The sequence below is a fragment of the Pseudoalteromonas sp. MMG012 genome (assembly GCF_018100875.1).
GTDB classification, from domain to species: domain Bacteria; phylum Pseudomonadota; class Gammaproteobacteria; order Enterobacterales; family Alteromonadaceae; genus Pseudoalteromonas; species Pseudoalteromonas aurantia.
In genome coordinates, this window is record NZ_JAGJEF010000070.1 from 1 (window position 1) to 26,913 (window position 26,913).

Consider the following 26,913-nt stretch of genomic DNA (forward strand, 5'->3'; position numbering starts at 1 on the left):
TCATCACGCTATGCCTTGTTATTGTTATTAGTCAGGTGCCACATTAAAATTTAGTTCGGGTTTTGTACTGTACGTGTAATAGTGTCGGTATTCGTACCACCCGCGATACGCTGTGTTTGCTTTGCATCTAAGGTCGGTTCAATAAGTAGCTTCTTTATCTTTTTCGTTTTCAGTGTCAGTTTCATCATGTTTTTATTCTCGTAATTTATATACTGCTGCTTTGTGAGTAACTACAGATTAAACAATTTCACTGTTTTTAGGTAATTATAAAATCTTATATATCACCCATAACATTTAACGCAGGCAATTGATTTGTATACTTAAATAACAAAGTTCGCTTTTGATAATATTGAAAAATCATTTCATACTTAAAATTGTTTCCATCAACTTTAAAAATTGCCCTTCTATATATGCCTTGCCACAGCTGCAAAGCGCTTAATAAGTTACGATTGAGTGTCAACCAGTATAAAAACTCAAAAAGCTTGCTAAAATAAAGCGATGTACGGTATGAAATTAACGAATACGTATAGAGATAAAGTGCAAACTGATAGTCGTATAAGTGTAAATCAATTATCATGAGTTGCTTTTAAGCAGCGCAATGACTGTTTAATAACAAAGTAATGAAGTGTAGATTTACTCGGTGCAGTAGTAAGGGTGCAATGTCATGCAACCTGTCACATATTTTTGTTTAGAAAGGGATATCAGATTGACCAAACTATCTGGCAAAGAATCGTTATTTGATGTTATTTAATATGCCAAAGGGTTAGGCTTTCACACATCATATCAAGTATTACGCCATAGACCTTGCAAATAAGCATCTTATAAACTCAATAAGTCAGCACTTAAAATAGAGCTATTCAAACTCGGCGCTATTTGCAAATAGGTACTCTTCAGTTTGGCACTACAAAAACACAGAAATAAAACACCGCAAATATCATGTTTTGCCAACCAGTTATAAACACGCTCGACACTAAGTGAAAGCAGAGTATTGATCCAGGAACGTGTGGACAAGAATTTATCGAAAGGAGTGAATATAAATCTGTGCTACAGCAAACAAAGTCCTGTGTTACCTACCCGTGAGCACAACCTCCTTCTCTTAACATACTGAAAGTAAGCAGCCAAAGGTTGAAGTTTATTATGGGTTATCCCACTGGTAGAAAATGTTAAAGATACCCATAAATCAAATCGGTAATTTTTAAGTCACCTAGATACGAAAAGGTTATTTCACTTAAGCGCTATTTTTAGTAACTGGTTCTCTGATACCGTAATAATATCCAATAGGATATTGTCATTTATCTCAGAGTATTGAACACCACCGATGACTGAGCCGGGATTATATAACTCCTCTATACTCTCAGAGTCATCACGGTTGATTTTATATACCTTTTCCCCATCAGAATAATAAATATTGCCGTGACCTACAGTAATAGAATGCTTGTACTTTGCCTGAGGTAATTCATATTGCTCTATTTGCTCTCCAGAGAATACATCATAGAGCACAACTTTATCATTTGATGAGAGCGAAACCAAAGTAGACTCATTTAAATGGCCAATCCATAAAGAGGTTAAGGCTGGAACCTCTACTTTCTTTTTATCATTAATTGAATATCTAAATGTTTTGCTTTTTATTTTTTTATCACTAACAACAACAAAGCCTATTTGTTCTTTGCCAAGAAACTCGGCAGAAATAACGGTGCCTTCAGTACGAATAGTATCGACTAAACGTAATGTTTTGTAATCATACAGCTCTATTTTGTCAGCGTGTTGCAACAAAAGTTGTTCCGTATCGTAATTATAACGAATTGCGCTAAGACGCCCTTTAGGGATTTGAAGTGGTTGTCGTTCATTGCTGCTTTTTTGTGTAAAACTAATGAAGCTCTCACTGCCTCGTCGAGTTAAGAATAAGTACCCATCATCAACTTCTATTCCTGAGCGATCTTCATAATCACTTTCATCCACAATACTAACGTCATTAGTTTGCAAATTAAATTGATGGATATCTCTCAAAAAAGGATAACTGACTAGTAATAGCGAATCTTTATCGAACGCTTGAAAGCTGGCATAGGTTTTATCTGTTTCTAATTCAACAATACTATGTATCTTGCGATTAAATAAATCATATTCGTAGACGATATTTTCAGTATTATCTAACCAAACCAACATTCCTGATGGCTCATCATAAGTAACAGCCCATATTCGATGCGATGTCTCAAATAGTTTCTCTTGATTTCCACCATCAGGGTCTGTCACATATAACTCATTGATATCATATTGGCGTCGCTCAAATAGAATGAGCTCTTTACCTGGAATATACGATAAGAAACGGTCACCATACGAGTTGAGGTTTGGTGATGTAATTTGAAATTCATCGCCAGTCGCTAAGCTTCGATTGACCAATGCGGCTAATTCATCCCTATTTCTGTACCCTGTTTTGGAATAAATAAACCGATTATTGCCGGCACCGCCCCCCGTCATACTGTCATTTAAGTTACAATCAAATAAAAACTGATTATCTGAATTAAAGTCAGCATTCAAGCGCCAGACTTGGCATTTATCTTTTGTTGTTGCGCGATAAAAAATAGCATTGGAGTCTACCGACCACCCTAGCGGAAGGTAATTAACCCCCTCCTCTCCTAGCCGCTTTTCTTGGCCGCCATTAAGTCCTTTAACCACCAATGAATAATGTTGGCTATCGTTTGGAATGAATGAAAAAGCCACCTGCTTTTTATCTGGAGATAATGTGAGTAAGGTATATCGCCCTGGTAACCAAGACAGTACACTTTCTTCGATACTTTTTTGTTGTACTTTAACATCAGTTTTAAAGCGGTATCCTTGATATGCAGCTGCCGAAAGTACGACGGTAAAAAAAGTCATAATTACCGCTTTCTTTACACTGGAAGAACCACGTTTTGATGTTGATTTTTCAAGCTCTATCGCATTATTTTGCTCTCTACCTGCACTTTCTTTTTTGTTTATTTCTTGATTTTTATCCGTGCTGGATTGATGATAAATAATAATTGGTTCAAGAAAGAAACTATACCCTTTTCGATAGTGTGTCTTTACGATAATGCCTTTTTGCCGCTCAGACTTAAGCACCTTTCTAAGTTCAGACATCGCTCTATTAATGGCATTATCATCTACATAATTTTGCTTCCAAACATCATCAACAAGATCTTGTCTGGTAATAATCTGCTCACAATTGATCGCCAGATAGCATAGTATGTTAAACAATAAAGGTTCAAGCTCTCGTTCTACTTCTCCGTCATGAATAGTTTGACGTTTTGGATCTAGACTCCACTCGCCAAATTTAACCTCTTTGACCTTCCTGGAAAAGCTAACTTCATTCATTGTTCAAAGCAATATAATTATGAGTAATCTGTTTATTCTATCGAATGGTACAGTGAACACAACTTTTTATTACAAAGTTGTTAGTGTATTAGTAACAATAATAATTTTTTAAACTGTGAAAATTGAAGGGAATAAAATATATTTATCTATATATGTATAATGATTGTAAACAAAAAGCCCACACCAAAAGGTGTGGGCTTTTTAAACCAGATAGGTTTGTACTTATTTGCGCAATTGACGGATAACGCGTAGCTGAGCAATCGCTTCAGCCAGTTGTGCCGCGGCAGCTTGGTGGTCAAGCTCTGAAGCTGCCCCTGATGCCATTTGAGTTTGCGCTTCACGCTTAGCTTCTTCAGCGGCTTGCTCATCTAGGTCTTCACCACGGATAGCAACGTCAGCAAGGACAGTTACTGTTTGTGGTTGAACCTCTAATGTGCCGCCAGCAACGTAGATGATCTCTTCGCTGCTGTCTGCTTTAACTAAACGTACCATACCAGGTTTTAGGCCAGTCAGGAGTGGGGCGTGACCTGGGTGAATACCCAACTCACCTTCACTACCTGTCACTTGAATTGTAGCGACGCTACCAGAGAATACACTCTGTTCTGCACTTACTACGTCAAGTTGTACTGTCATTGCCATAATAACCCCCTAAATTACATGTTTTTTGCTTTATCAACTGCTTCGTCGATAGAACCAACCATGTAGAAAGCTTGCTCTGGCAGATCATCATACTCACCGTTTAAGATGCCGTTGAAGCCTGCGATAGTGTCTTTCAGTGAAACGTATTTACCTGACGCACCTGTGAATACTTCAGCAACGAAGAACGGCTGAGATAGGAAACGTTGGATTTTACGTGCACGAGATACCACTTGCTTATCTTCATCAGATAGCTCGTCCATACCTAGAATTGCGATGATGTCTTTAAGCTCTTTATAACGCTGAAGAACTGTCTGAACGCCACGTGCAGTATCATAGTGCTCTTGACCAATTACTTGTGGGTCAAGCTGACGAGATGATGAATCTAGTGGATCTACCGCTGGGTAAATACCAAGAGATGCGATATCACGTGAAAGTACAACTGTTGCGTCTAAGTGAGCAAAGGTTGTAGCAGGAGATGGATCCGTCAAATCATCCGCAGGTACGTATACCGCTTGGATTGATGTGATTGAACCAGCTTTAGTCGACGCGATACGCTCCTGAAGTACACCCATTTCTTCAGCTAGTGTAGGCTGGTAACCTACCGCTGATGGCATACGACCTAGAAGTGCTGATACTTCTGTACCTGCAAGTGTGTAACGGTAGATGTTATCTACGAAGAAAAGTACATCACGACCTTCGTCACGGAACTTCTCTGCCATAGTAAGACCAGTCAATGCAACACGTAAACGGTTACCTGGAGGCTCGTTCATCTGACCGTATACAAGCGATACTTTATCAAGTACGTTTGAATCGTTCATTTCATGATAGAAATCGTTACCCTCACGAGTACGCTCACCAACACCTGCGAATACAGAGTAACCACTGTGCTCGATTGCGATGTTACGGATAAGTTCCATCATGTTTACGGTTTTACCTACACCGGCACCACCGAATAGTCCAACTTTACCACCTTTAGCGAACGGACATACAAGGTCGATTACCTTGATACCTGTTTCTAGTAGTTCAATTGAACTTGATTGCTCTTCATATGAAGGGGCTGCACGGTGAATTGACATACGCTCGTCTTCACCAATTGGACCTGCTTCATCGATTGGCTGACCCAATACGTCCATGATACGACCAAGGGTCTTTGTACCTACTGGAACTTTAATTGGCTCGCCTGTGCCTTCTACTGAAGTGCTACGACGTAAACCGTCAGTAGTACCTAGTGCGATTGCACGAACTACGCCGCCACCTAGTTGTTGTTGAACTTCTAGAGTCAAACCAACTAAGTCGCCTTCTGTAATTTTTACTGCTTCATACACAGCTGGCACGCTATCTTGTGGGAACTCAATGTCCACAACGGCGCCGATAATTTGGACGACCTTACCTAAACTCATGTCTATTCCTCTCGTTAAACTTTGCCGAAGCGTTATACCGCAGCCGAACCACTAACAATCTCACTGATCTCTTGTGTGATTGCAGCTTGACGTGCTTTGTTATAAATCAGTTGCAGCTCATCAATTAGGTCACCAGCATTATCAGTTGCGGCTTTCATCGCAACCATACGGGCAGCCTGTTCAGAGGCAGCATTCTCAACTACACCTTGGTACACTTGTGATTCAATGAAGCGTACTAACAGAGTCTCTAAAATAGCCTCTGGGTTTGGCTCGTACAAGTAGTCCCAAGCGTGAGCTGATACTTCTTCTTCAGCTTTTGGCAAAGGTAATAACTGATCGATTACTGGCTCTTGCTTCATGGTATTTACAAAGTTGTTGTATACCACGAATAAACGGTCAATTTTTCCTTCAGCGAATGCATCAAGCATTACTTTTACAGGACCAATTACATCCTGAATTGAAGGTGCATCTCCAAGACCCGCTTTTTTAGCGAGTAGTTGACCACCGAAGCGTTGGAAGAAACCAGCAGCTTTGCCACCTAGCGTTGCATATTCTGCGTCTACGCCTTTTTCTTTCCAAGCTTGAACGTCTTGTGTCACTTTTTTGAACTCATTCGTGTTCAAACCGCCACACAGACCACGGTCAGTAGAGATAACAATATAACCAACTCGCTTCACATCACGTTCTTCTAAGAACGGATGATGGAAGTCAAGATTAGCTTGAGCAACACGACCGATCACTTTGCGTAAGTTCTCAGCATATGGACGGCTTGACGCCACACGGTCTTGCGCACGCTTCATTTTAGAAGCGGCAACCATTTCCATTGCGCTGGTGATCTTCTGAGTATTTTTAATACTCCCGATCTTGCTTTTAATCTCTTTTCCGCTGGCCATGACTCTCTCTCCGAATCAAGGTGAGTGTTAGCGATAACACCCACCATGCATAACTAAATTACCAAGTTTGCGTTGACTTGAACTTCTCAAGAAGTTCTTTCAACTGCGCTTCGATCTCGGCGTTGTAGTTACCTGTTTCATTGATTTGAGCCATTAGCTCTGCGTATGTGCTGTTTGCAAAACCAATTAGGCCTTCTTCGAAGTCACCGATTTTCGCGATTTCGATGTCTTGTAGGAAGCCTTTCTCAGCTGCAAATAGAGACAGAGACATTTCAGCAACAGACATTGGTGCGTATTGTTTCTGCTTCATTAGCTCAGTTACGCGCTCACCATGCTCAAGTTGAGCACGAGTTGCATCGTCAAGGTCAGAAGCGAACTGAGAGAACGCTGCTAGTTCACGGTATTGAGCTAGCGCTAGACGGATACCACCACCTAGTTTCTTAACGATTTTCGTTTGCGCAGCACCACCAACACGAGATACCGAGATACCAGCATTTACTGCCGGACGGATACCTGCGTTGAATAAGTCAGTTTCTAGGAAGATCTGACCATCGGTGATTGAGATAACGTTAGTAGGTACGAATGCAGAAACATCACCACCTTGAGTTTCAATGATAGGCAATGCTGTCAATGAACCTGTTTTACCTTTCACTTCACCGTTAGTGAACTTCTCTACGTAATCAGCGTTTACACGCGATGCACGCTCTAGAAGACGCGAGTGAAGGTAGAATACGTCACCTGGGTATGCTTCACGACCTGGTGGACGCTTCAATAGCAATGAAATCTGACGGTAAGCAACAGCTTGCTTAGACAGGTCATCATATACGATTAGTGCATCTTCACCGCGGTCACGGAAGTATTCACCCATAGTACAACCAGCAAATGGCGCTAAGAATTGTAGCGCTGCTGATTCTGAAGCTGATGCAACAACAACGATTGTGTTTTCAAGTGCACCATGTTCTTCAAGTTTACGTACTACGTTTGCAATCGTAGATGCTTTCTGACCAACCGCTACGTACACACACTTAACGCCTGTGCCTTTTTGGTTGATGATTGCATCGATTGCTAGTGCAGTTTTACCAGTCTGACGGTCACCGATAACCAGCTCACGCTGACCACGACCAACTGGGATCATTGCATCGATAGACTTATAACCAGTTTGTACTGGCTCGTCTACTGATTGACGCTCGATTACGCCTGGTGCAATTTTCTCAACAGGTTCAAAACCGTCGTTATCTAGTGCGCCTTTACCATCGATAGGCTGACCAAGTGTGTTTACAACACGACCAAGTAGACCACGACCAACAGGTACTTCTAGGATACGACCAGTAGATTGTACTTTTACGCCTTCTTTAAGGTCGGCATAAGGACCCATTACTACTGCACCTACTGAGTCACGCTCAAGGTTTAGTGCGATAGCATAACGGTTGCCAGGAAGCTCGATCATCTCACCTTGCATACAGTCAGCTAGACCGTGGATGCGGATGATACCATCTGTAACAGATACAATTGTACCTTCGTTACGTGCTTCACTTACAACTTCAAACTGCTCAATACGTTGTTTGATCAGCGCAGAAATTTCTGTGGAATTAAGTTGCATGCTCATTTTCCCAATTACGATTGTAGCGAGGCCGCTAGGCGGTCAAGTTTGCCACGGACAGTTCCGTCAATAACGGTGTCACCAGCTTTGATCACAAGGCCGCTAACTACGGCTTCGTCGATGCTACAATTCAGCTTAACTTTGCGTGCGAAACGTTTTTCAAGTGCCGCGACCAATTTGTCTTGCTGTTCACCAGCAAGTTCAGTTGCAGAAATCACGTCAACGTCGATTTCTTTGTCATATTCTGCTTTAAATTCAGCAAAAATATCAGCAACTGCTGGAATGGCGGCTAAACGCTCATTTTCGGCCATCAGCTTGATAAGATTCTGACCCTGTTCGTTGAGTTGCTCAGAACACACTTTCAGTAATACATCAGTTTGTTCTGCAGCAGTTGGCATGCTTGCAAGCAAAGAAGCCACTTGCTCATCGCTGGCCACTTGGCCAGCGAAGAACAACATGTCATTCCAAGCGTCAACATTGCCTTTTTCAACAGCAAGTTCAAAAGCCGCTTTAGCGTATGGGCGAGCGATAGTAGTCAATTCAGACATGCTCATACCCTCCGTTACAGCTCAGCGACAAGTTTTTCAACGATGTCACTGTGTGCGGCTTGATTGATTTCACGCTCTAAAATCTTCTCAGCGCCAACCACTGCCAGAGTAGCAACTTGCTTACGCAGGTCCTCTGTCACACGGCTACGCTCTGATTCAACTTCAGAGTGTCCTTGAGCAATAATTTTCTCACGCTCTTGCTGACCACGAGTTGTCTCTTCGTCAACAATTAACGCTGCACGCTTTTTAGCTTGATCAATGATATCAGCCGCTTGAGTTTTTGCTTCTGTCAACTGCTCTGCAGCCTCTAGACGCACACGTTCAAGTTCTTTTTCGGCTTTATCAGAGGCAGCTAAACCATCTTCGATTTTTTTCTGGCGAGCTTCAATTGCACCATTTAGTGGTGGCCATACGAACTTCATACAAAATAATACGAAGACCGTAAACGCAATTAATTCACCGATAAGAGTGGCGTTTAAGTTCACAACCGCTCCTCCTTAAAATAGTAAGCTGTTCAAAGTTAAATTAAAGTACGAACAACAATACCATCGCGATACCAACACCGATCATTGCAACAGCATCGATTAGACCAGCTAGGATGAACATCTTAACCTGTAGTGAAGGCGCAAGTTCAGGCTGACGAGCACATGCTTCAAGGAATTTACCACCCATGTTACCGAAGCCAATCGCTGTACCGATAGCACCGAAGCCGATAAGTAAAGCAACTGCGATGTACTTAAGACCTAATACTAGTTCCATTTTTTTCTCCAAAGTTTCAATTGTAAATTAAAGTTAAAATATAAAATAAAAATTAATGATTATCTGAGCTTGCCATGCTTAGGTATACGATTGTAAGCATCATAAATACGAATGCTTGCAGAACGATTACCAAGATGTGGAAAACAGCCCAAATAAAGTGCAACGGTAGTTGCATTAAACCAACTGCGCCGATCAAGATGAAAATCAACTCACCAGCGTATAAGTTACCAAACAAACGAAGCGCTAACGAGAACGGCTTAGCAACCAGTGCTATCGTCTCTAGTAGCAAGTTAAACGGGATCAAAAGTACTTGAACCAGTTTGTTATCTGAACTGAACGGGTGCAACGTAAGCTCTTTAATAAAGCCACCGATGCCTTTGATTTTAATTGAGTACCCGATCATCAATAAGAACACACCAATTGCAAGCGCTGCGGTCAAGTTGATATCAGTGGTTGGTACAATCTTCATGTACACATCGTGAGAATCCATACCAAATGCGGTTTCACCAACAACACCAGCGAATGCAGGTAAGAAATCTACAGGTATTAAGTCCATTAGGTTCATTAAGAACACCCAAACAAAAATTGTTAGAGCTAATGGAGCTATAAGTTTGCTACTACCATGATAAGTGTCACGTACGTTGTCACCAACGAACTCCACGATCATTTCAATGAAACACTGAAATTTACCAGGTACACCTGTGGTAGATTTAGTAGCGGCACTACGGAAGATCCATAAAAATATCAGACCTAACCCGATTGACCATGCGAGGGTATCTACGTGCCATGTCCAGAAACCACTGTCCGCGCATGCTTTATTGAAGGCAAGACCGGCGTCGGTCGAACACATCTTGGCATTGGTCAAGTGATGCTGAATATGGCTTGATAGAGTAACTTCTTCTGCAGCCATGTTTTATCCCAAAAGTTAATGATTAAAAAAAATCGGTGCCAACCATTGTGTGAACATCACCAGTATATAACAGCAAAAAAATGGCAATGCCATGACTGAAAAATACTTAAATACCAGTGCGAACAAACACACAGTCAGCAAAAACTTTAATCCATTGCCTCGTTTTATCGAGTCAAATACTTGCTCTGCTTTACTCGCGCCCATATATCTAAAGGCGTATAAAGCGAACACTAAGCTAGGAAGTACTGAAACTAGGCCACCGGCTATTGCAGATGCCCCCGCATGCACTCCCCAAGCTATTAAAACTATTACTGCAGCGACGATTGCTACGATACCCTGAAGTAATACGCCTTTTAATGCGGCTCGTCTATACGGGCCAGCTAACGAATGAGTCACTTTTTATTAACCTTTATGACCTTAAACTTAATCAGGGTATGAAAACTGGCGAAATTATACTTATTTTTGGTGATTTTGCAACTTGAAGAGACGAATAGTGGCGCTTTTTCAGCACCACCATTGTTTATTTATTGGTCATTCAGGCGGTTGTTGCATGTCTGGATGAATGCGGCCCAAAATGCCATCGAGTTCATCTAAGCTAGTATAAGAAATCACCAACTTGCCTTTACCTCGATTATTATAATTAATTTCCACTTTAGCACCTAGATTTTCGCCTAATTGTTGTTCTAACAATTTGACATCTGGGTCCTTTTCCTTTGTTTCTTTTTTATCCACAGGGGTTAAAATACTACGTACCAGTTTCTCTGTTTCACGGACTGTCAGGGCTTTTGCTACAGCGGTACGGGCAACCTCAGATTGCGCTTCTCCAGAGAGTGCCAATAAGCACCGAGCATGGCCCATTTCGATGTCACCATGCTCCAACAAAATTTTAACATCATCATTGAGATTATTGAGACGTAGTAGATTTGTCACTGTGGTACGTGATTTACCAACCGCTTCAGCCACTTGTTGATGCGTTAATTCAAACTCTGTAAGCAAGCGATGCAATGCGACCGCTTCTTCCATCGCGTTGAGATCTTCACGCTGAATATTCTCTATTAGTGCGATAGCAACCGCAGCCTCATCAGCCACCTGTTTCAAAATACAAGGCACAACATTTAATTGTGCTAATTGCGCAGCTCGCCAACGTCGTTCACCAGCAATAATTTCATAATCCGTATCACTGATATGGCGCACAACAATAGGCTGTAATATGCCTTGTGAACGAATTGAACCAGCCAGTTCTTCAAGCGCTTGTTCCGACATGTCTTTACGAGGTTGATATTTTCCTGGCCGTAAATATTCAATCGGCAACCGTTGCAACTCACCATCAGTATGTTCAATTTTACTGTCAATGTGCTTCTCGGTAACATCGCTTTTGACATCTTCCACGATATCAATGGCAACAGGCTCAGATGAAGGAGCCGGTTTTGCAGAGCTCAATAAAGCGTCCAAACCTCGGCCTAAACCACGTTTTTTAACCGACATGTTATTATTATCCTCTTAGGCAACCGCAGCAGATTGCTTTTCTTTTCGACGCAACATTTCCCCAGCTAACGCCAAATACGCTTTTGCACCACTTGATGCCCTATCGTAGTACATTGCTGGTGCACCAAAACTCGGCGCTTCGGCTAATCGTACATTACGTGGGATCACAGTACGATATACTTTTTCACCAAAATGCTGTTTTAATTGTTCAGAAACATCATTGGCTAAACGATTACGTGGATCATACATGGTACGTAAAATCCCCTCAATCTGTAAATTTGGATTTACTAATTTAGCTAATTGGGTAATGGTATCCATCAAGGCAGTTAACCCTTCCAATGCATAATATTCACACTGCATCGGCACAAGAATTGAATCTGCAGCGGCCATCGCATTCACCGTCAACATATTCAATGAAGGTGGACAGTCAATAAATATAAACTCATATTGATCTTGGATGGACTCCAGTGCATTTCTTAAACGCACCTCTCGCGCAAATAATTCCATCAATTTAACTTCAGCAGCCGTAACATCCCCATTTGCTGCAATTAAGTGATATTCTCCAGACGTTTCTGTACTGATCACTTCAGAAATAGCTAATTCTTCAATTAACAAATCATAAATTGTGGGTACATCACTATATTTATCAACGCCACTTCCCATTGTCGCATTCCCTTGCGGGTCTAAGTCAATAAGTAGGACTTTACGTTTGGTCGCAGCCATCGATGCGGCTAAATTTACAGCCGTGGTGGTTTTGCCAACGCCACCCTTTTGGTTTGCAATTGCAATAACTTTTGCCACAGTGCCCTCAAAAAGCTTAATCTTTAGAAAGAATAATTAAATGTCGCTCAGCATCCAGTTCAGGAACTTCTAAGCTAATCTTATGCTCAAAGTGCACACCCGCCGGCAAGTTTTCTAACTCTTGCTCAGGAAATTGACCTTTTAGCGCAATAAAGCGACCTGAATTATCAATTAAATGCTCACACCATTGCACCATATCTAGTAAAGATGCGAAAGCACGGCTCAGCACACCATCTAATTTAACACTTGGTTGATAATCTTCAACACGAGACTGCACTGGCGTGACATTATCTAAGCCAAGCGCATGTTTTACTTGCATTAAAAAACGCACTCGTTTACCAAGGCTATCAAGTAATACAAATTGTGTTTCTGGTAATGCAATGGCTAATACGATACCCGGTAATCCAGGACCCGTACCCACATCAATATAATGCTTACCCGATAGGTGAGGTGCAACCATCAAAGAGTCCATGATGTGTTTAACCACCATTTCGTTCGGGTTACGTATAGAAGTTAAGTTGTAAGCTTTATTCCATTTGTCTAATAATTCAACATACTGCACAAGTTGCTGTTGTTGGCGTTCAGTTAGCACAATATCCGTTTGCGCTAATAAAGAAGATAGTTGTTGATGTAACACGAGATCCCATTGCCGTTACGCTGATTTGCGCAACAGCCCTTGCTTTTTCAGATACACTAATAATAGCGAAATCGCCGCCGGGGTGATACCAGAAATACGAGAAGCTTGACCAATAGTGTCAGGTCGAGCATCAGTTAACTTTGCAACAACCTCATTTGATAAACCACTTACCTGACTATAATCAAACTCTTTTGGTAGCAATGATTCTTCATGCCGCAGTTGTTTATTGATTTCATCTTGCTGACGTGCAATGTATCCAGCATATTTCGTTTGGATCTCAACTTGTTCAAGTGCTTGAATATTCGTAGCATCAGATCCTAAACCTTCAATAGCCATAAGATCATGATAGTTGATCTCTGGGCGACGGATCAGATCTTCTAAACTGGCTTCACGAGTTAATGGTGTTTTAAGTAACTCATTAACTTGATCAATTGATGGGTGATCTTTATGGATCCACGTTGCTTTTAAACGTTGTGATTCTTGTTCCATAACCTCAAGTTTATCATTAAATGCAGCCCATCGTTCATCATCAACTAAGCCAAGCTCTCGACCTTTCTCTGTTAAACGTAAATCGGCGTTATCTTCACGTAAAAGTAACCTATATTCAGCACGGCTGGTAAACATTCGATAGGGTTCTTTTGTTCCCAACGTTGCCAAATCATCAATTAGAACGCCGGTATATGCTTGATCTCGACGTGGTGTCCACGCATCTTTGCCTTGCACTTGTAACGCAGCATTCATACCAGCAATAAGACCCTGTGCACCAGCCTCTTCATAACCGGTAGTTCCATTTATTTGCCCAGCGAAAAATAAGCCGCTAATAAATTTAGTTTCTAAAGATTGTTTTAAATCTCTCGGATCGAAAAAGTCATATTCAATTGCATAACCGGGCCTACAAATATGTGCACTTTCAAATCCTTTAATTGACTGTACTATTTGCAACTGCACATCGAAGGGTAAGCTGGTGGAAATGCCATTAGGATATAATTCATAAGAAGTAAGTCCTTCGGGTTCAACAAAGATCTGATGTTTATCTTTATCTGCAAAACGCACTATTTTATCTTCAATCGAAGGACAGTATCTCGGTCCAATCCCTTCAATAACACCAGCATACATAGGAGAACGGTGTAAATTATCACGGATCACATCATGTGTTTTTTCATTGGTATAAGTGATATAACAAGGGATCTGTTGTGGGTGATCTGAATGTTTACCCATAAATGAAAAAGTGGGTGTGGGCGTATCGCCAGGCTGTGTTTGCATCACAGAGAAATCAACTGTTCTGGCGTCAATACGCGGTGGTGTACCGGTTTTTAATCTATCAACACGAAATGGAAGTTCACGCAAACGCTCAGCAAGTGCAATTGAAGGCGGATCGCCAGCTCTTCCACCTTTGAAATTTTCCATGCCAATGTGAATTTGTCCACCTAAGAATGTACCTACAGTAAGTACCACTGAATTAGCACTAAAACGTAACCCCATTTGAGTTACAACGCCTTTTACTTGGTCTTGCTCAACAATTAAATCATCACAAGATTGTTGAAAGATTTTCAGGTTCTCTTGATTTTGTAAAATACTTTGAATTTCAGCTTTGTATAAAACACGATCTGCTTGTGCTCGTGTTGCTCTAACCGCTGGACCTTTCGAAGAGTTGAGTGTTCTAAATTGAATGCCACCTTTGTCTATCGCTTTCGCCATAGCTCCACCAAGCGCGTCAATTTCTTTAACTAAATGTCCTTTGCCGATGCCACCAATTGCGGGATTACATGACATCTGACCCAGAGTATCCATATTGTGTGTTAACAATAAAGTGTTCATACCCATTCTAGCAGCAGCAAGCGCAGCTTCAGTACCTGCGTGTCCGCCACCAACTACAATAACGTCAAAATGTTCATGATAAATCATTTACGGGATCCTACTTAAAAATTACCGGTTAGATTTTGAAAGGATGCGTATTCTACCTAGAAATACTCAGAAGTGAAATGACTAAATAGTAACCAACAAGAAAAAACCCAAAAAGAGATCTTTTAATATAAATAAGATCTTTTTAAAGATCTTTATTAGATCTTACTACTACTGAACTCAATATCTGTGAGTAAGGTTTAATATCTATTTAATAGCAATAACTTAGATCAGATCAATTGATGTGAATAGGATCGGATCAAGCATCTAATAAGCTCTGATCAAAACAACGATTTATACACAGGGTCAGATTAACTTATAATTATCCCAAGGATAACTATGGCTAGATCAGCAAGTAGATCAAAGGTTATCCACAATACGATCTAAAAAAAAGCAAAAATGTGAACAACATCTGTGTAAAAGATCTGTTGGTGCCTATGAATATACCGTAAGCCTATCACTGAATTGTGGTAGCCAAGCCAGCGCAGTGTCTTCTGGTAGAGATTCATCGAGTATATTGATCTCTAAAGTCGGCAATATTTCACTTGCTCCTTTATTAATCAATAGTTTAGCGATGTTTTTAGCTGCATAATTGTAAGTGTCATAGCTTGTATCACCAATGCCGATAACAGCAAACTGAATACCATCCAAATTATCTTGTTGATTTATTTGATCAATAAAAGGCAATAAGTTTTCCGGGTAGTCACCCGCACCGTAAGTTGATGTAACGACCAGCCATACATTATATCCACACTGAGTGAGGTCCGGTTGTTCTTGTAAATTTACAGTAAACCCTTGATTATCTAGGTCTTCTTTTATTTGATCAGCAACATATTCTGCTGATCCCATTTGGCTACCTACGACGATCTCTATTTGTGGCATTGTAATTGATCAAGTCTTTTTAATGCCGCCATAATATCGTGCCTGTGGAAGAAGTAAAGAGGGGGGAAGTTTGATTGGATAAAAAATGACGTGTGTTTATTGCTCAAAACAAACTGTATTAATATAAGTTGTTGAATTTTAAGTTTTAAATAAAATATTCCACGCGCTTATAAAGTGAGGTTTATGTGGATAAACTGAGAATATCTTTTCGATAAGTTTTATTCAATGAATGCATTATATGATGATTTTGGCTAAATTTGGTTTGAATGAGGATGATTTTCATGATGTGGACAAATTGAATGTGTATAACGATCAAGTCTTTGATGTAGATCTGTTTTTTTAGATCTATTAAGTTAGATCTATATATTAAAAAAGTCTAAAAACATTTAAATTTGATCGAAGCTGTTATTTGAACGGTTAGATTTTGACTGATTTGCTAGCTATTTGGACTAATGGTTTGGCATGAGCTGTGGAATTGAGTAGTCAGCGGGGTTGTCTGTGTTGGAATTGTTTACAAATTATAAAATAGGTATGCTTATATTCGGATCAAAATCTATTTTCTGTCTTTAATCTATTGTTACTTATGATGTTATGTCCGATAAATAACGCTCGATTTTTAGCCTGTGATATTTCTGGCTAGTATGGTAAATATACTAAACGACGAGTTATTAGAATACCTATGGGTATAGAAAAGCCTTAATTAAAACCTTAAAGGGGCTAGATCTTTTAAGGTTTTAACTGCGGTGTACGTATTATTTTCCGATACAAAAAGTAAAGTTTATATAAATATTAGATTGTTACACTCAATTGAGTGGGCCAAAAGTGGCCCAGGTTCGCATAACAAAATCTAATCAAAATAAAATTATGGTGTTCAGAGGTTGATTTTACTTTCTTTTGTTTTCCTAAGCTCTATTTCCGAAGAGCTTTATTTAGCCTATCAACTTCGTTTTTTGCAAAATCTTGCACTTCATCACTGGTCATAACTCGGTTGCTTAAAAGCCAACGATCTACTTCTTCTCGATCAAAATAGATCTTTTTACCGCTGGGTTTAAAATGTGGGATCTGACGGCCATGTGTCAACTTGTATAGATAACCTTTGCTAAGCCCAGTGTATTCTGCGCAGTCATCAAATGTTAAGACTTTTTTCAGAGATAGAGTAATTTTCTGAAATTCCCCTTTTATTAGTTCTTTTACATCTACGTTATTGTGAGGTTCGATCACCTGTTTTTCGATGTCGGTTGTACCTGTTGTAGTGGGCAACTCATTATGGCCATTGTCGTCTAAAAAGCTTGGGATGCTGGGAATTTGGGAAACCATTTATAATTCAACCTCTTATTGTTGGGATATGTTTTTGGGAAACTCGATATTGAGGGATAAATCTGTACAAATACGCTGAGGGTAGATTTTGTAATACCTTTCTTGCTTATTAGATTCACCGGAGAGGGACAGTTTAATTTTGAAAGTACCTCTACTAGTCTCATTGGTTTGAAGCCATTCTTTTTTTGCTAAAAGAGTCGATAGTTCAAGTATTTTTCGTGCGTTAGCTTGTTTCAGCCCGAACCCGTTTCTGAAGCTATCCCTTGTCACATACCAGGTGACTTCATTGTTTTCATACTTCCAGTAGCCAGCGAGGTCAGGAGTCAGTTCTTTTCCTGGCTGCGCTAGTCTTCTGTTCCAAGTCTTTATAGCATGCGGGGTTTTTCTGATGATGAATTGCTCTTCAGCATCTCCTTTTGACCAGGGAACTAGGCCAAATTGGATTGCTAATTCACCAGCTACTGCCAAGAGTGCAAATCTGTCTAGTGCATACCCCACTTGGTTACCTGCCCTTTCAATTTTCCACTTGTCCGTTAGTTCTTCTATTCTCAGGCGTAAGAATTGAGGTATATTTCGCAAATTACTTAAATGAATTAGCCAGGGATGAAGAAGTGAACCATGGTTGTTTTTAACACGATCTCTAAGTTCATCAGCAAATAGTTTTGCTGATTTGAAGCCGTGGAGGTGATCAAAAACGCCATATCTGCCGATAATGGGGATCTCGTTGAAGCGAATAAGTTGACCGGCTTTTACCTCTTGTTTGATCTTAAACAGCATTTCACTAAGCCCAATTTCGCCCGTGCTTAGGAATAACAGCCTCCATCTATTTCTAGCGGCTAACGAACCATCTTGGTTGCTTCGTAATTTAGATACACCATTTGCCAGCATATAAATAGCTTGATCTACATCCTCAGGAGATGCTTGGTGAAACTCATCTAGGCAAAGCAACATGTCGTTGCGGCTAGCGGAAATAGCCTCAAGGCCATTTGCCGTCGAACGCCATGTATCCCAGTAGCTCTCATTTGAACATACACTAGCAGCCACTTGCATTGCCGTTGTTTTTCCAGACTTGGATTGGCCAACGAGATGAAAACCGCAACTGTCCCAAGATAACCAGTGGATCAATGGTGCTGCGAGAGCTGTGCAAATAGAGAATATAAGCAACAGGGTTATCTTGGCATAGAGTGCCGACCTGATCTTTCCAGCTTTCTAGAGAGCCACGGATAGCTAAGTGTTCTGTATTGGTCGAACCGGCAAAAATAACTTTTTCATCACCGTTGTTTACAGTCCAACCTGGCGTAACAAAACTATTATCTACCCAACCCGTTGTATGCGAGCTAATCGCATGTTCTTCAACTTTAGTTTCTAGCAAATAGCAGAGCACTTTATCCCAGCTATTCCGACGTGGAGAAATGACAAATCCAGATCGGCGTAATCTCTGCCTTAATTTCTTAGCTGAGTAGTCGTCAATTTCTTCCATGGGAAGTACTTCTTGAAAAGTATTTCCTACCAAATTTTTCCATTCTAATAGTAGGCCAAACCCATTCCTCCTGGCTTTATCCGAAACGATAGCCTTAACCTGGATTGGACCGCATAGTTTGATTGGATCAGAATCATGTCTGATTTCATAAAGGCCATCATCTCTTGATTCGTACATTTTTTATCCCCGACGAAAAGTCAACTAGTGACTTTCCTTTATTTTGCTTTTGTTTTCTCTAGGTATATTTACGCACAGAAGACTAGGGAGCGTCTTGAAAAAGCTAGGGTATGTTTAAAGGGGTTTATTTACCTATTTATAAGGGATGTAGAGACTCGGAGGTGTTTATTTGACCAAAATAATTCGGCATGCCGAATTATTAGCTTGAGTACTGGTTTTATAAACAGTATTCTGAAAAGGTTACTTTTAAGACAATGAAATATAGTTGAGGATTGAATTGAGTACTTGTGCTAGCAATGAAACGGTTTCACCATCTGAGATTATTTTAAAAGCAGGGAAAAATAGCCAAGAGGTTATCGATCCTAAGCTTAGAGAGTTACCGTTGAATCAATCTTGGGAGCTATTTGAAGCATTATGCTTGGAGCTGCTAAATGATGAATATACTTTAGATAACATTAGAGGAATGAATATCTATGGGAGGCAGGGGCAGAAGCAATATGGCATTGATATTGTTGGCCTTGACTTATCATCGTTAAAAAAGTAGTGGCGCAATGTAAAAGATATACAAAAGTAAAACCGAGCGATATTAAAAAGTTGGTGGCTAAATTTCTGGATGAATGTGATTCTCCGGAATATCAGGAATACATTCTTTGTACCTCTGCCTCCATTAAAAGTGATACAAAGTTAGTTGATGATTGGCATGATGCCGAAAAGTCGCTGATTGTAAGGGGGATAATTCCTACTTTATGGGATTATCATGTATTGCAAGAGAAATTAAGACGAGCCAAATTTATTACGGAAAAATATTACGGAACAGCTATTGCTGAAAAGTTTTGTTCCGAAATCCTTTATAAAGATAAGTATCCCTATTCTTTTGGCATCAAAAAATGTGTTCGTCTTGACGATTGCACATTCATAGAAAATCAAACTGTTAGGTTAGATGTATTCTTTCCTAGGAAAAAAAAGGTTACCCAAAGTGCGTGTTTCTCATTTACTCGTTCAGACTTAAATGGAGTGTCTATTGCCTGTGATGGAAAAGCCCTTATAAGGTATATGCAAGAAAGAGCACATTGTAAGACAATAAAAGAAACATCATTGATTCAAAAATTTCCTTCTCAAGAAAATAAGTACGTATTAGTTCTTCCGGACGCAAGGCTTACTCTGCAAGAAGAGGAATTAATAGACCTAGATTGGATTATTAATAAAGCATGGGAAAACTATGTTGATAGTACAGTGGCTTTGGAGTCGGAATGGAAAACAGCTAGGTTTGATCGACTAAATGACGAGCAGTTTGTCTTTAAGTTATGCATGATTGAAAGGTGGTTTTGGAGAGCTGTAATTGATTACGTCAATGAGTTTGACATATCGAAAGGAAATTCTGATATGCACATATTTGATGCCGCACCTGGATGTGTAAAAGTATATGTGAACAAGAATACAGCAAACTTAGATGTAGGTTATCATTTAATACTGTTCCCTTATACAGATCAAAGTGTATACGCCACAGATCTTTACCTTGGTTGGGAACCTTTAAATGACCTTATAGGAGAACCTGTTGAAATTTCCCCTAGGAAGGCGTGGTGTGCTGAATACACTCATAACTGGTTGTTTGATGTGCTATTCCCTACTGTATATCAGTGGATCAAAGCAAAACAAAGACAAAAAGAAAAAACAAAAGGTATATTCTCAATATTTAGAAAAAGTAAACCTGAGATAACCTATCGTGAACTCCATGACTTTTGTCGTTCTCACGCAAAGACTCCGAGTCGAAATATAGGTTTGAGAATTACTAATATATTTGAAGCTAGAGAGCTAGTTCATACGTTACAGAGTCAATGCATGATTATGATAACTCATATGTAAGAAATAACCTTTCATTAACGGAAGGCCCTGTTCATAAAACAATAGGCTTATTACTGAATAATACTGAAGAAAAAGTTTATGTAACCCCAGGTTCATTAGATATTTGTTTACGTAGCCTCGATTCTATTCTTCAAGATAAAGAGCTGTTGGACGATTACGAACTAAATATGTTAACTGAATTACTTAATGTTGTCTGGGATAGGTATTTAGAGGATAGAATTTGTACTTCTTATTATTGATAGTGGTTGTAATGAATAATTCGGCATGCCGAATTATTCTATAAAAAGGTACTGTTTTGAATAGTTCGTGTTTTGTGTATTTGATTGTTTGTGATGGCGATTTATTCCCTTACATTAAAATAGGAAAAACAGTAAACCTTTACAACAGGTTAGCTAATATTAAAACAGGCTGTCCTCATCATATAAGCCATGCATTTGTTATTGGTTCTAAGTATGAAGAAGAAGTCATAGGGCTTGAAGGAGTACTACATAAGCTATTGCCTAAAAGCCATAAAGGTGAATGGTACGTTGGAAATAGTGAGTTTTTTCATGCTTTAGAAGCTATTCTACATAAGGTCAATAGTGGTTTTTCTTATGATGAAATAGCTGATTTACAAGATGTAGTTACAGGGCCTGAGTTTGAAATTCTGCTACATCATCACGATTTTGAATATAGGAAAGTTAGATTTCCACTTAAAAAAAGTGATTGCGTCATGAGAGAGTCAGCAGAAATTGGCTATAACGAGCTTTTGAGAGTTTGTCTCGCTGATATTTGTTTCTCTTAAATTCGGCATGCCGAATTTATAATGAAAAGTGATCACACACCAGTTCTTAAGATAGTCCCCCGGTCTTCAGGGGGCGCGTACGTTGCCATACGACTATCCTCAAAGGCTACATTAACAACATAATGCTGGATTGTTGCTAGTTATTCAATTAAAAGAGAGGTACAAATTCTCTCTTTTTTAATCAATAGGCTTTATATAGTTAATCTTGCCTTTTACTGTGCCGCTCTATTATTGATTCTGCTTCTGATTGATAACTTTCAGCTACTTCCCTTAACATTCTGGCAAATCGCTGAAAGCCTAGAAGCTCTATTTGATTTGCTTTAGTTTTGTAATCATCGGCCAAAGCTATTTCTGGTTTACCCTCTGGATCTACGTAATGAGTACCACGAGAATTATAAATAGCATTCCTAAATCCGACTCTAACATCATCGAGTTCTCGTCTATTCAAAAGCTCAGCTAGGTCTGAATGTATCCAGCAAACGTCAGGTTCAGAAGGCGAGGCGAAGAGAGCTTTGCCTATAATTTGATACGAAACTCCTAGATGTCCAGTTTCTTCACAAGATACCTTTACTTTATTGAACCAATCATAAAAGGTGTCCTTTTCAAAGTTACCTTTTGTGACTGACCCTGGAATAGTGTTCCAACTATCTAGTAGGTCATAAGCGTTATTTGCGATATTCTTTTGGCTTTCATTTAACTCAGGTATTTCTTCCTGATTACTTGAGCGAAAGGCTAACTGGATCATCTCACAGAAAAACTCAGGCTCGCTTGCCAATTTGTTTTCCAGCTGTTGCGGATAGATATCATCGTTAGACTTCCTATTGATTAACGGTAAATAGGCCCACTCGATCTTAACCAGATCGTCAGAGGATACATTGTCACTTTTTTGCAGGAATTTAACTATCTCGCTTAAGTGGTATACATCGATACTTTTTGATGATTCTGAAGTGTTGATTGCCATTAACAGGGCGGTTATAGCTCTTGCTTCGTCAACCGACTTATCAGAATTTAAAACTCTTGAAAGGCAATCTATTGCTGCTAAAGGACGATTATTTTCTAATAATTTGTCCACAGCGTAGTAACTGTCGTCCGTTGAGTCGCAATGATAAGCATTGGAATAGGCGCTCTCCCAATAAGCAGTTTCATTGCCTGCTAGTGTCGCTTCTAATAAAGCCCATGTTTCCATATTGAATGGCAGTAAAAGGAACAATTGTATTAGCTCATCATGTTCCCAGTTTGTAATAACATCCCTCACCCAAGGTGTTCCTTCCAAATGGTTTTTGCTCCAAACATAGCCTGATATGAATTGTTTGAATGACGAATTATCATTAGTTATTAAAGATTTCATCAATTCAATTGGAATGTTGATGCCAGAAGCTGAGGTTGCATTTCCTGCTAAGTCAGGTCTATATATAGTTTCTGCAAACTCTAGCAGACCACTAATCTCATAATCTTTAAAAATAGATGTAACAGCTTCATTCCTCATTTGAGCTAGTTTTTCTTCTTGCTCTCGCCAATTTCCGTTGTCTTCAAATAAGTCATAACTCCTCTGACCAAAGAGTCGTTTGTTAAACAACCTGTGATCAGTAGGCTTAAGACTACGTATAACTTCCGATAATTTATCTACCTGATCTTGTGGCATCGCCCATTGTGCATCGGAGAACTTCTTGTGTTTATTACGTATTTCTAAACAATGCTCCCAAACACTGAGTTTTTCTTCATCGTCAGTATTGAAAGAGGCGAAACTATCCAATAGCTCAATGGCACTGTCGAACGCCGTCTTAGTTAAGTTTGCTAAATTATCGACTAATTCGGCAATTCTGATGGAATCTTGCTTTGCTAACTCAACAGCCGATTGGCAGTAATGCACAATTTGGTTGTTATACTCTTCGCCACTTGGAGCTTTTTCGAAGTCATCGGGTATAAACTTACGATATGTAGGAGTATGAGTACCAAATGTTGTTCTCATATTGTCAGGTAAAAGTTGTAAGATTACTTTCCACGCTGTGTCAGGGAACTCTCTCTTCAAGGCATTAAAAGCCGCAAATCGAAGGTCTATATTGGCAGTTGTATGAGGAAGCCAAGGTAATAATATAGCTGCAATAGAGTTAGAAGGTCTGTTTATCCAGTTACCACCTGGATCATGGCTATCCATTTCTCCTAGAAGCACAAGGGAACGAGATAACAATTCAGGCGACCAAGCTAGTCCTTCAAGTGCCCACAGTAAGCCGGTAAGATAGTTTCTGCCAGTGATCCCACCATCACCTTCTTGCGCAAAAAGTGAATCGAAAGGCTTCTCTGTACTTGATACTGCGTTTTCAGCAGCATCGATGAAGCTATCGGGAGATGCTTCTGCAAGCATTATTTGTACATCCTGAGTGCTAGCCCACAGCTTCCAATCTGTACAAGATAAAACTGAACTAACAACTTCTGAGGCGATGAATTGGCCAATACCTTTGGAACAATTACTTAAATCGTTCTGAGCGGTCGCAATTATCGCAAGTCCTTCTGAAAGACCTTCTCTTATTACAGTACTGTGTGGGAATCCTTTACCGTAAATAGAAGCGGCAAATCGATTTTCTGGCTTCAATTCGTATTGAGTATCAATTGTGCTCAATACTTTAGTCACAGTGGCCTTGAAGTTCTCTATATGTGTATCAAATAACCTTGAAGAAACAGTTTTGAAAGTATTTAACCTATCTTTGAATTTCCAAATTCCGCGGTTATGTATTAATGGACTATTGTCTAGCCCTTCTATCACTCTAACTTTTTTAACCCAGCTACTGTAAGGTTCGTCGATCAGCGCTTCTACTATGCTGATGTCATTAGAATTCTTCTCATTCCAGCATCCGATTAGAGACGCTATTGCTAGCTCTGTAGATAGATCAACATTGTCTATATTATAAATTGTCAGATCACCAGCAACGTTATGTCCAGTTCCTGAGTGCTCCTGCTCAATTTGAGGAGGAGGAGTGTTGTCGTTGCTCATGTATCCTACCTAATAATTTTGTTGCCACCGATGTTGTCACCAGTGCCACTATGGTGCTGAATGATCACATTTGTTGTATTAGGTACTATGCTGGACAAGATATTTTGTATATCTGTTGACGCAGATATATGGCGCTCAATGGCTTTTTCACTCATTTCGTCATTGAGTTCTAGTTTTTCTATCTCTATAGCCAAGGCTGGTGCAACTGCTTCATCAATCACCCAATCCCTAAGCTTTTCCTTCAAAGATTCTGCGGTAACCTGAACCTGATGTTTAATAAGGTCATACACTACACCTGATAAAACAGCTGCTGATAAAAATTCCATAAATACTCCTTTCATTAAAAATAGAGGCGCTCTAACAGCTAATATATTGTCTCATATTTGCCCTTTTTCAACCTGAGCTTTTATATTTTCAACCAAAGCAAGCACTGTTTTATTGTGATCTCGTTGCACCTTATCCTTAGGATTTTGATAAATATACAGATCCAGACTTTGTCGCTTGCGCTTTTTAACGCGCTTACCCTGGTCATTTAAAACGGAACCAAAGTTCCTGGTTAGCATAAGTGCTTGGCGGCCTTTTGTATCGGCTGACTTCTTTTCAATCGTGATTTTCATAATGGCTCCTAAATGGCCCATGGCGGTGGGCACTATGTGGAGCATTAATAGCAGGCAAAGGATAAGAAGGAAAGAAAATAAATAAACTAATAAATTGATATTATTAGTTATTTTAACTTTTCTTTCCTTTGTTTGGATGTTGTTTTCTTTTTCTATTTACCGATACAAAATGAGCTGAAGATCTTACCCAGTAAATCGTCGGAGGTGAATTCACCGGTAATTTCGTTTAAATATTGCTGCGTTAAACGTAGCTCTTCTGCAAGAATTTCACCTGCAATGTGCATTTCTAACTGCGTTTTACCTATATCTAAGTGTTCTGCTGAGCGTTCTAACGCATCTAAGTGCCGACGGCGTGCCATAAAGCCACCTTCCGTAGCTCCCTGGAAGCCAATACAGGCTTTTAAGTGATCGCGTAGCAAATTGATACCGTCAGTATTTTTTGCACTTAAACGTAATACCGGGTAGTTATCCTGCTGACACATACCGACCGCTTCTTGCGATAAATCTATTTTATTGCGAACGACGGTGACTGCCATACCTTGAGGGAGACGCGCCATAAATTCAGGCCAAATTTGCATAGGATCAGTGTGAACGGTGTCGGTTCCATCGACCATAAACAATACATGATCGGCTTGGGTTATTTCATCCCAGGCACGTTCAATACCAATTTGCTCTACTTTGTCAGGGCTATCACGCAGTCCTGCGGTATCAATTATGTGCAGTGGCATACCATCTATATGAATATGTTCACGCAGTACGTCTCGGGTGGTACCCGCAATGTCTGTCACGATAGCGGCTTCGCGGCCAGCTAATGCATTAAGTAAGCTAGATTTACCTGCGTTTGGGCGACCCGCGATCACGACACGCATACCTTCGCGCATGATGCTGCCTTGCTTTGCTTGTTTACGGACTTCATTAAGTTGTTCGATGATTGCGTTTAAATCACCACTCACTTTTCCGTCAGATAAAAAGTCGATTTCTTCATCTGGAAAGTCGATAGCTGCTTCAACATACATACGCAAATGGATAACTTTCTCCACCAGCGTATTAATATGATTAGAGAAATCACCTTGTAAAGAGTGAAGGGCACTTTTTGCTGCTTGTTCACTAGTGGCATTAATTAGATCAGCAATCGCTTCTGCTTGTGTTAAGTCCATTTTGTCGTTTAAGAATGCGCGTTCTGAAAACTCACCGGGCTGCGCTAAGCGCACGCCAGATATTTGGCAAATTTCTTTGAGTAGCATATCAATGACAACAGGGCCACCATGGCCTTGTAGTTCTAAAACATCTTCGCCAGTAAAAGAATTAGGGCCTGCAAAATAGAGTGCGATCCCTTGATCTAATTGTTCACCTTTTAAGGTATTGAAGGGTAAATATTCGGCATAGCGCGTTTTTGGGCATTTCCCAATAATATGCTGCGCAACGTCAGAAGCTAATGCACCTGATATGCGGATAATACCTACGCCGCCGCGTCCTGGTGCAGTCGCTTGAGCAACGATGGTGTCTTGTGTATTCATAAGGCCGTTAATGAAGCGTTTATATTACTTTTAATTGTACAGCAAAGGGACAAACTGGGCTATTAACAACCATGACATAATGCATACGCTTTTGTATATTAGGGGCACTAGCGTATATAGGGAATATAAGAAAACGTGTATCAATTTAAACAGTTTACATTTGAACCTGTTTTAGAGCAGTTGCATGTTGATGAGCAGATCGTAACTCTACGACCTAAAGTCGCACAATTACTCTTATTATTTTTAGATCAGCCTGGTAAATTATTGAGCCGAGAGGAGATACTTTCACAGCTATGGCTTCATAGTGAATATCGTGATGCCGCTTTAACGCAGAGTATCCAGGAGTTACGAAAACACCTTGGTGA

Annotated in this window: 27 protein-coding genes; 4 read left to right on the top strand and 23 right to left on the bottom strand. The window is 40.0% G+C overall.

The annotated features are described in order from the left end of the window. Positions 1-50: 50 nt before the first annotated feature. The 19 genes from J8L97_RS18385 to J8L97_RS18475 form a co-directional block, all read right to left on the bottom strand. On the bottom strand, positions 51-188 hold the full coding sequence (locus tag J8L97_RS18385) for a hypothetical protein (protein ID WP_210997955.1): 138 nt from the start codon (positions 186-188) through the stop codon (positions 51-53). 1,036 nt (positions 189-1,224) lie between these two features. After that, on the bottom strand, positions 1,225-3,348 hold the full coding sequence (locus tag J8L97_RS18390; protein WP_211052021.1) for a winged helix-turn-helix domain-containing protein: 2,124 nt from the start codon (positions 3,346-3,348) through the stop codon (positions 1,225-1,227). A 222-nt stretch (positions 3,349-3,570) separates the two neighbouring features. After that, complete coding sequence (locus tag J8L97_RS18395) at positions 3,571-3,990, bottom strand: F0F1 ATP synthase subunit epsilon (RefSeq protein WP_040698348.1); 420 nt, start codon at positions 3,988-3,990, stop codon at positions 3,571-3,573. 11 nt (positions 3,991-4,001) lie between these two features. Continuing rightward, positions 4,002-5,387 (bottom strand): F0F1 ATP synthase subunit beta, encoded by a 1,386-nt coding sequence (atpD, locus tag J8L97_RS18400; protein ID WP_119862580.1) that lies wholly within the window; start codon positions 5,385-5,387, stop codon positions 4,002-4,004. Between the two features lie 32 nt (positions 5,388-5,419). Beyond that, a complete protein-coding gene (gene atpG, locus J8L97_RS18405) occupies positions 5,420-6,280 on the bottom strand; it encodes a F0F1 ATP synthase subunit gamma (protein ID WP_010366183.1) in 861 nt (286 codons plus the stop codon). A 58-nt stretch (positions 6,281-6,338) separates the two neighbouring features. Beyond that, entirely contained in the window at positions 6,339-7,880 is a 1,542-nt protein-coding gene (gene atpA / locus J8L97_RS18410; protein ID WP_010366186.1) for a F0F1 ATP synthase subunit alpha, read from the bottom strand. 14 nt (positions 7,881-7,894) lie between these two features. Then, positions 7,895-8,428, bottom strand: a complete 534-nt coding sequence (gene atpH, locus J8L97_RS18415; RefSeq protein ID WP_010366188.1) for a F0F1 ATP synthase subunit delta — start codon at positions 8,426-8,428, stop codon at positions 7,895-7,897. A 14-nt stretch (positions 8,429-8,442) separates the two neighbouring features. Beyond that, positions 8,443-8,913, bottom strand: coding sequence for a F0F1 ATP synthase subunit B (gene atpF / locus J8L97_RS18420; RefSeq protein WP_010366190.1), 471 nt, complete (start codon positions 8,911-8,913; stop codon positions 8,443-8,445). Between the two features lie 40 nt (positions 8,914-8,953). Further along, entirely contained in the window at positions 8,954-9,187 is a 234-nt protein-coding gene (gene atpE, locus J8L97_RS18425) for a F0F1 ATP synthase subunit C (protein WP_004335261.1), read from the bottom strand. 52 nt (positions 9,188-9,239) lie between these two features. After that, positions 9,240-10,097, bottom strand: a complete 858-nt coding sequence (gene atpB, locus J8L97_RS18430) for a F0F1 ATP synthase subunit A (RefSeq protein ID WP_192509167.1) — start codon at positions 10,095-10,097, stop codon at positions 9,240-9,242. A gap of 15 nt (positions 10,098-10,112) precedes the next feature. Then, complete coding sequence (locus tag J8L97_RS18435; protein ID WP_010366214.1) at positions 10,113-10,493, bottom strand: ATP synthase subunit I; 381 nt, start codon at positions 10,491-10,493, stop codon at positions 10,113-10,115. Positions 10,494-10,628: 135 nt separating this feature from the next. Next, the gene (locus J8L97_RS18440) at positions 10,629-11,582 is read right to left on the bottom strand and encodes a ParB/RepB/Spo0J family partition protein (RefSeq protein ID WP_210997957.1); all 954 of its coding nucleotides are present in this window, start codon (positions 11,580-11,582) and stop codon (positions 10,629-10,631) included. A gap of 15 nt (positions 11,583-11,597) precedes the next feature. Continuing rightward, on the bottom strand, positions 11,598-12,383 hold the full coding sequence (locus tag J8L97_RS18445) for a ParA family protein (protein WP_192509169.1): 786 nt from the start codon (positions 12,381-12,383) through the stop codon (positions 11,598-11,600). A 16-nt stretch (positions 12,384-12,399) separates the two neighbouring features. Beyond that, a complete protein-coding gene (rsmG, locus tag J8L97_RS18450) occupies positions 12,400-13,020 on the bottom strand; it encodes a 16S rRNA (guanine(527)-N(7))-methyltransferase RsmG (RefSeq protein ID WP_211052022.1) in 621 nt (206 codons plus the stop codon). 15 nt (positions 13,021-13,035) lie between these two features. Continuing rightward, positions 13,036-14,925: a tRNA uridine-5-carboxymethylaminomethyl(34) synthesis enzyme MnmG gene (mnmG, locus tag J8L97_RS18455; protein WP_211052023.1), complete on the bottom strand. Its 1,890-nt coding sequence runs from the start codon at positions 14,923-14,925 to the stop codon at positions 13,036-13,038. 432 nt (positions 14,926-15,357) lie between these two features. Next, a complete protein-coding gene (gene mioC / locus J8L97_RS18460) occupies positions 15,358-15,804 on the bottom strand; it encodes an FMN-binding protein MioC (protein WP_211052024.1) in 447 nt (148 codons plus the stop codon). 909 nt (positions 15,805-16,713) lie between these two features. Further along, complete coding sequence (locus J8L97_RS18465; protein WP_138589428.1) at positions 16,714-17,121, bottom strand: helix-turn-helix domain-containing protein; 408 nt, start codon at positions 17,119-17,121, stop codon at positions 16,714-16,716. A 15-nt stretch (positions 17,122-17,136) separates the two neighbouring features. Further along, positions 17,137-18,246, bottom strand: a complete 1,110-nt coding sequence (locus tag J8L97_RS18470) for a DUF927 domain-containing protein (protein WP_247688732.1) — start codon at positions 18,244-18,246, stop codon at positions 17,137-17,139. Further along, positions 18,155-18,778 carry a DUF927 domain-containing protein gene (locus tag J8L97_RS18475; RefSeq protein ID WP_211052026.1) on the bottom strand — a complete coding sequence of 208 codons (624 nt, stop codon included), beginning with the start codon at positions 18,776-18,778 and terminating at the stop codon, positions 18,155-18,157. The genes J8L97_RS18470 and J8L97_RS18475 overlap by 92 nt, the downstream gene beginning before the upstream one ends. Positions 18,779-19,055: 277 nt before the next feature. Here J8L97_RS18475 and J8L97_RS18480 point away from each other — a divergent pair, with 277 nt between their 5' ends. The 3 genes from J8L97_RS18480 (at position 19,056) to J8L97_RS18490 (ending at position 21,425) form a co-directional block, all read left to right on the top strand. Next, the gene (locus J8L97_RS18480; protein ID WP_211052028.1) at positions 19,056-19,322 is read left to right on the top strand and encodes a hypothetical protein; all 267 of its coding nucleotides are present in this window, start codon (positions 19,056-19,058) and stop codon (positions 19,320-19,322) included. Beyond that, a complete protein-coding gene (locus J8L97_RS18485) occupies positions 19,322-20,641 on the top strand; it encodes a hypothetical protein (protein WP_211052030.1) in 1,320 nt (439 codons plus the stop codon). Before J8L97_RS18480 ends, J8L97_RS18485 begins: the two co-directional genes overlap by 1 nt. A 295-nt stretch (positions 20,642-20,936) precedes the next feature. Further along, positions 20,937-21,425, top strand: coding sequence for a GIY-YIG nuclease family protein (locus J8L97_RS18490; RefSeq protein ID WP_211052032.1), 489 nt, complete (start codon positions 20,937-20,939; stop codon positions 21,423-21,425). 199 nt (positions 21,426-21,624) lie between these two features. Here J8L97_RS18490 and J8L97_RS18495 read toward each other — a convergent pair whose 3' ends face one another. From J8L97_RS18495 to mnmE, 4 genes are all read right to left on the bottom strand, one after another. Next, the gene (locus J8L97_RS18495) at positions 21,625-24,414 is read right to left on the bottom strand and encodes a hypothetical protein (RefSeq protein ID WP_211052034.1); all 2,790 of its coding nucleotides are present in this window, start codon (positions 24,412-24,414) and stop codon (positions 21,625-21,627) included. A 5-nt stretch (positions 24,415-24,419) separates the two neighbouring features. After that, positions 24,420-24,740 carry a hypothetical protein gene (locus J8L97_RS18500; RefSeq protein WP_211052036.1) on the bottom strand — a complete coding sequence of 107 codons (321 nt, stop codon included), beginning with the start codon at positions 24,738-24,740 and terminating at the stop codon, positions 24,420-24,422. A gap of 51 nt (positions 24,741-24,791) precedes the next feature. Beyond that, the gene (locus J8L97_RS18505) at positions 24,792-25,031 is read right to left on the bottom strand and encodes a hypothetical protein (protein ID WP_211052038.1); all 240 of its coding nucleotides are present in this window, start codon (positions 25,029-25,031) and stop codon (positions 24,792-24,794) included. Between the two features lie 152 nt (positions 25,032-25,183). Further along, entirely contained in the window at positions 25,184-26,548 is a 1,365-nt protein-coding gene (gene mnmE, locus J8L97_RS18510) for a tRNA uridine-5-carboxymethylaminomethyl(34) synthesis GTPase MnmE (RefSeq protein WP_211052040.1), read from the bottom strand. Positions 26,549-26,683: 135 nt separating this feature from the next. Here mnmE and J8L97_RS18515 point away from each other — a divergent pair. Further along, the coding region (locus tag J8L97_RS18515; protein ID WP_211052042.1) for a winged helix-turn-helix domain-containing protein at positions 26,684-26,913 on the top strand (230 nt) is incomplete at its 3' end.

Excerpts from the sequence above, each read along its gene's own strand:
- J8L97_RS18385 (WP_210997955.1), bottom strand. The coding sequence starts at position 188 with ATGATGAAACTGACACTGAAAACGAAAAAGATAAAGAAGCTACTTATT.
- J8L97_RS18390 (WP_211052021.1), bottom strand. The coding sequence starts at position 3,348 with ATGAATGAAGTTAGCTTTTCCAGGAAGGTCAAAGAGGTTAAATTTGGC.
- atpD (WP_119862580.1), bottom strand. The coding sequence starts at position 5,387 with ATGAGTTTAGGTAAGGTCGTCCAAATTATCGGCGCCGTTGTGGACATT.
- atpG (WP_010366183.1), bottom strand. The coding sequence starts at position 6,280 with ATGGCCAGCGGAAAAGAGATTAAAAGCAAGATCGGGAGTATTAAAAAT.
- atpA (WP_010366186.1), bottom strand. The coding sequence starts at position 7,880 with ATGCAACTTAATTCCACAGAAATTTCTGCGCTGATCAAACAACGTATT.
- atpH (WP_010366188.1), bottom strand. The coding sequence starts at position 8,428 with ATGTCTGAATTGACTACTATCGCTCGCCCATACGCTAAAGCGGCTTTT.
- atpE (WP_004335261.1), bottom strand. The coding sequence starts at position 9,187 with ATGGAACTAGTATTAGGTCTTAAGTACATCGCAGTTGCTTTACTTATC.
- atpB (WP_192509167.1), bottom strand. The coding sequence starts at position 10,097 with ATGGCTGCAGAAGAAGTTACTCTATCAAGCCATATTCAGCATCACTTG.
- J8L97_RS18440 (WP_210997957.1), bottom strand. The coding sequence starts at position 11,582 with ATGTCGGTTAAAAAACGTGGTTTAGGCCGAGGTTTGGACGCTTTATTG.
- mnmG (WP_211052023.1), bottom strand. The coding sequence starts at position 14,925 with ATGATTTATCATGAACATTTTGACGTTATTGTAGTTGGTGGCGGACAC.
- mioC (WP_211052024.1), bottom strand. The coding sequence starts at position 15,804 with ATGCCACAAATAGAGATCGTCGTAGGTAGCCAAATGGGATCAGCAGAA.
- J8L97_RS18465 (WP_138589428.1), bottom strand. The coding sequence starts at position 17,121 with ATGGTTTCCCAAATTCCCAGCATCCCAAGCTTTTTAGACGACAATGGC.
- J8L97_RS18475 (WP_211052026.1), bottom strand. The coding sequence starts at position 18,778 with ATGTACGAATCAAGAGATGATGGCCTTTATGAAATCAGACATGATTCT.
- J8L97_RS18495 (WP_211052034.1), bottom strand. The coding sequence starts at position 24,414 with ATGAGCAACGACAACACTCCTCCTCCTCAAATTGAGCAGGAGCACTCA.
- J8L97_RS18500 (WP_211052036.1), bottom strand. The coding sequence starts at position 24,740 with ATGGAATTTTTATCAGCAGCTGTTTTATCAGGTGTAGTGTATGACCTT.
- J8L97_RS18505 (WP_211052038.1), bottom strand. The coding sequence starts at position 25,031 with ATGAAAATCACGATTGAAAAGAAGTCAGCCGATACAAAAGGCCGCCAA.
- mnmE (WP_211052040.1), bottom strand. The coding sequence starts at position 26,548 with ATGAATACACAAGACACCATCGTTGCTCAAGCGACTGCACCAGGACGC.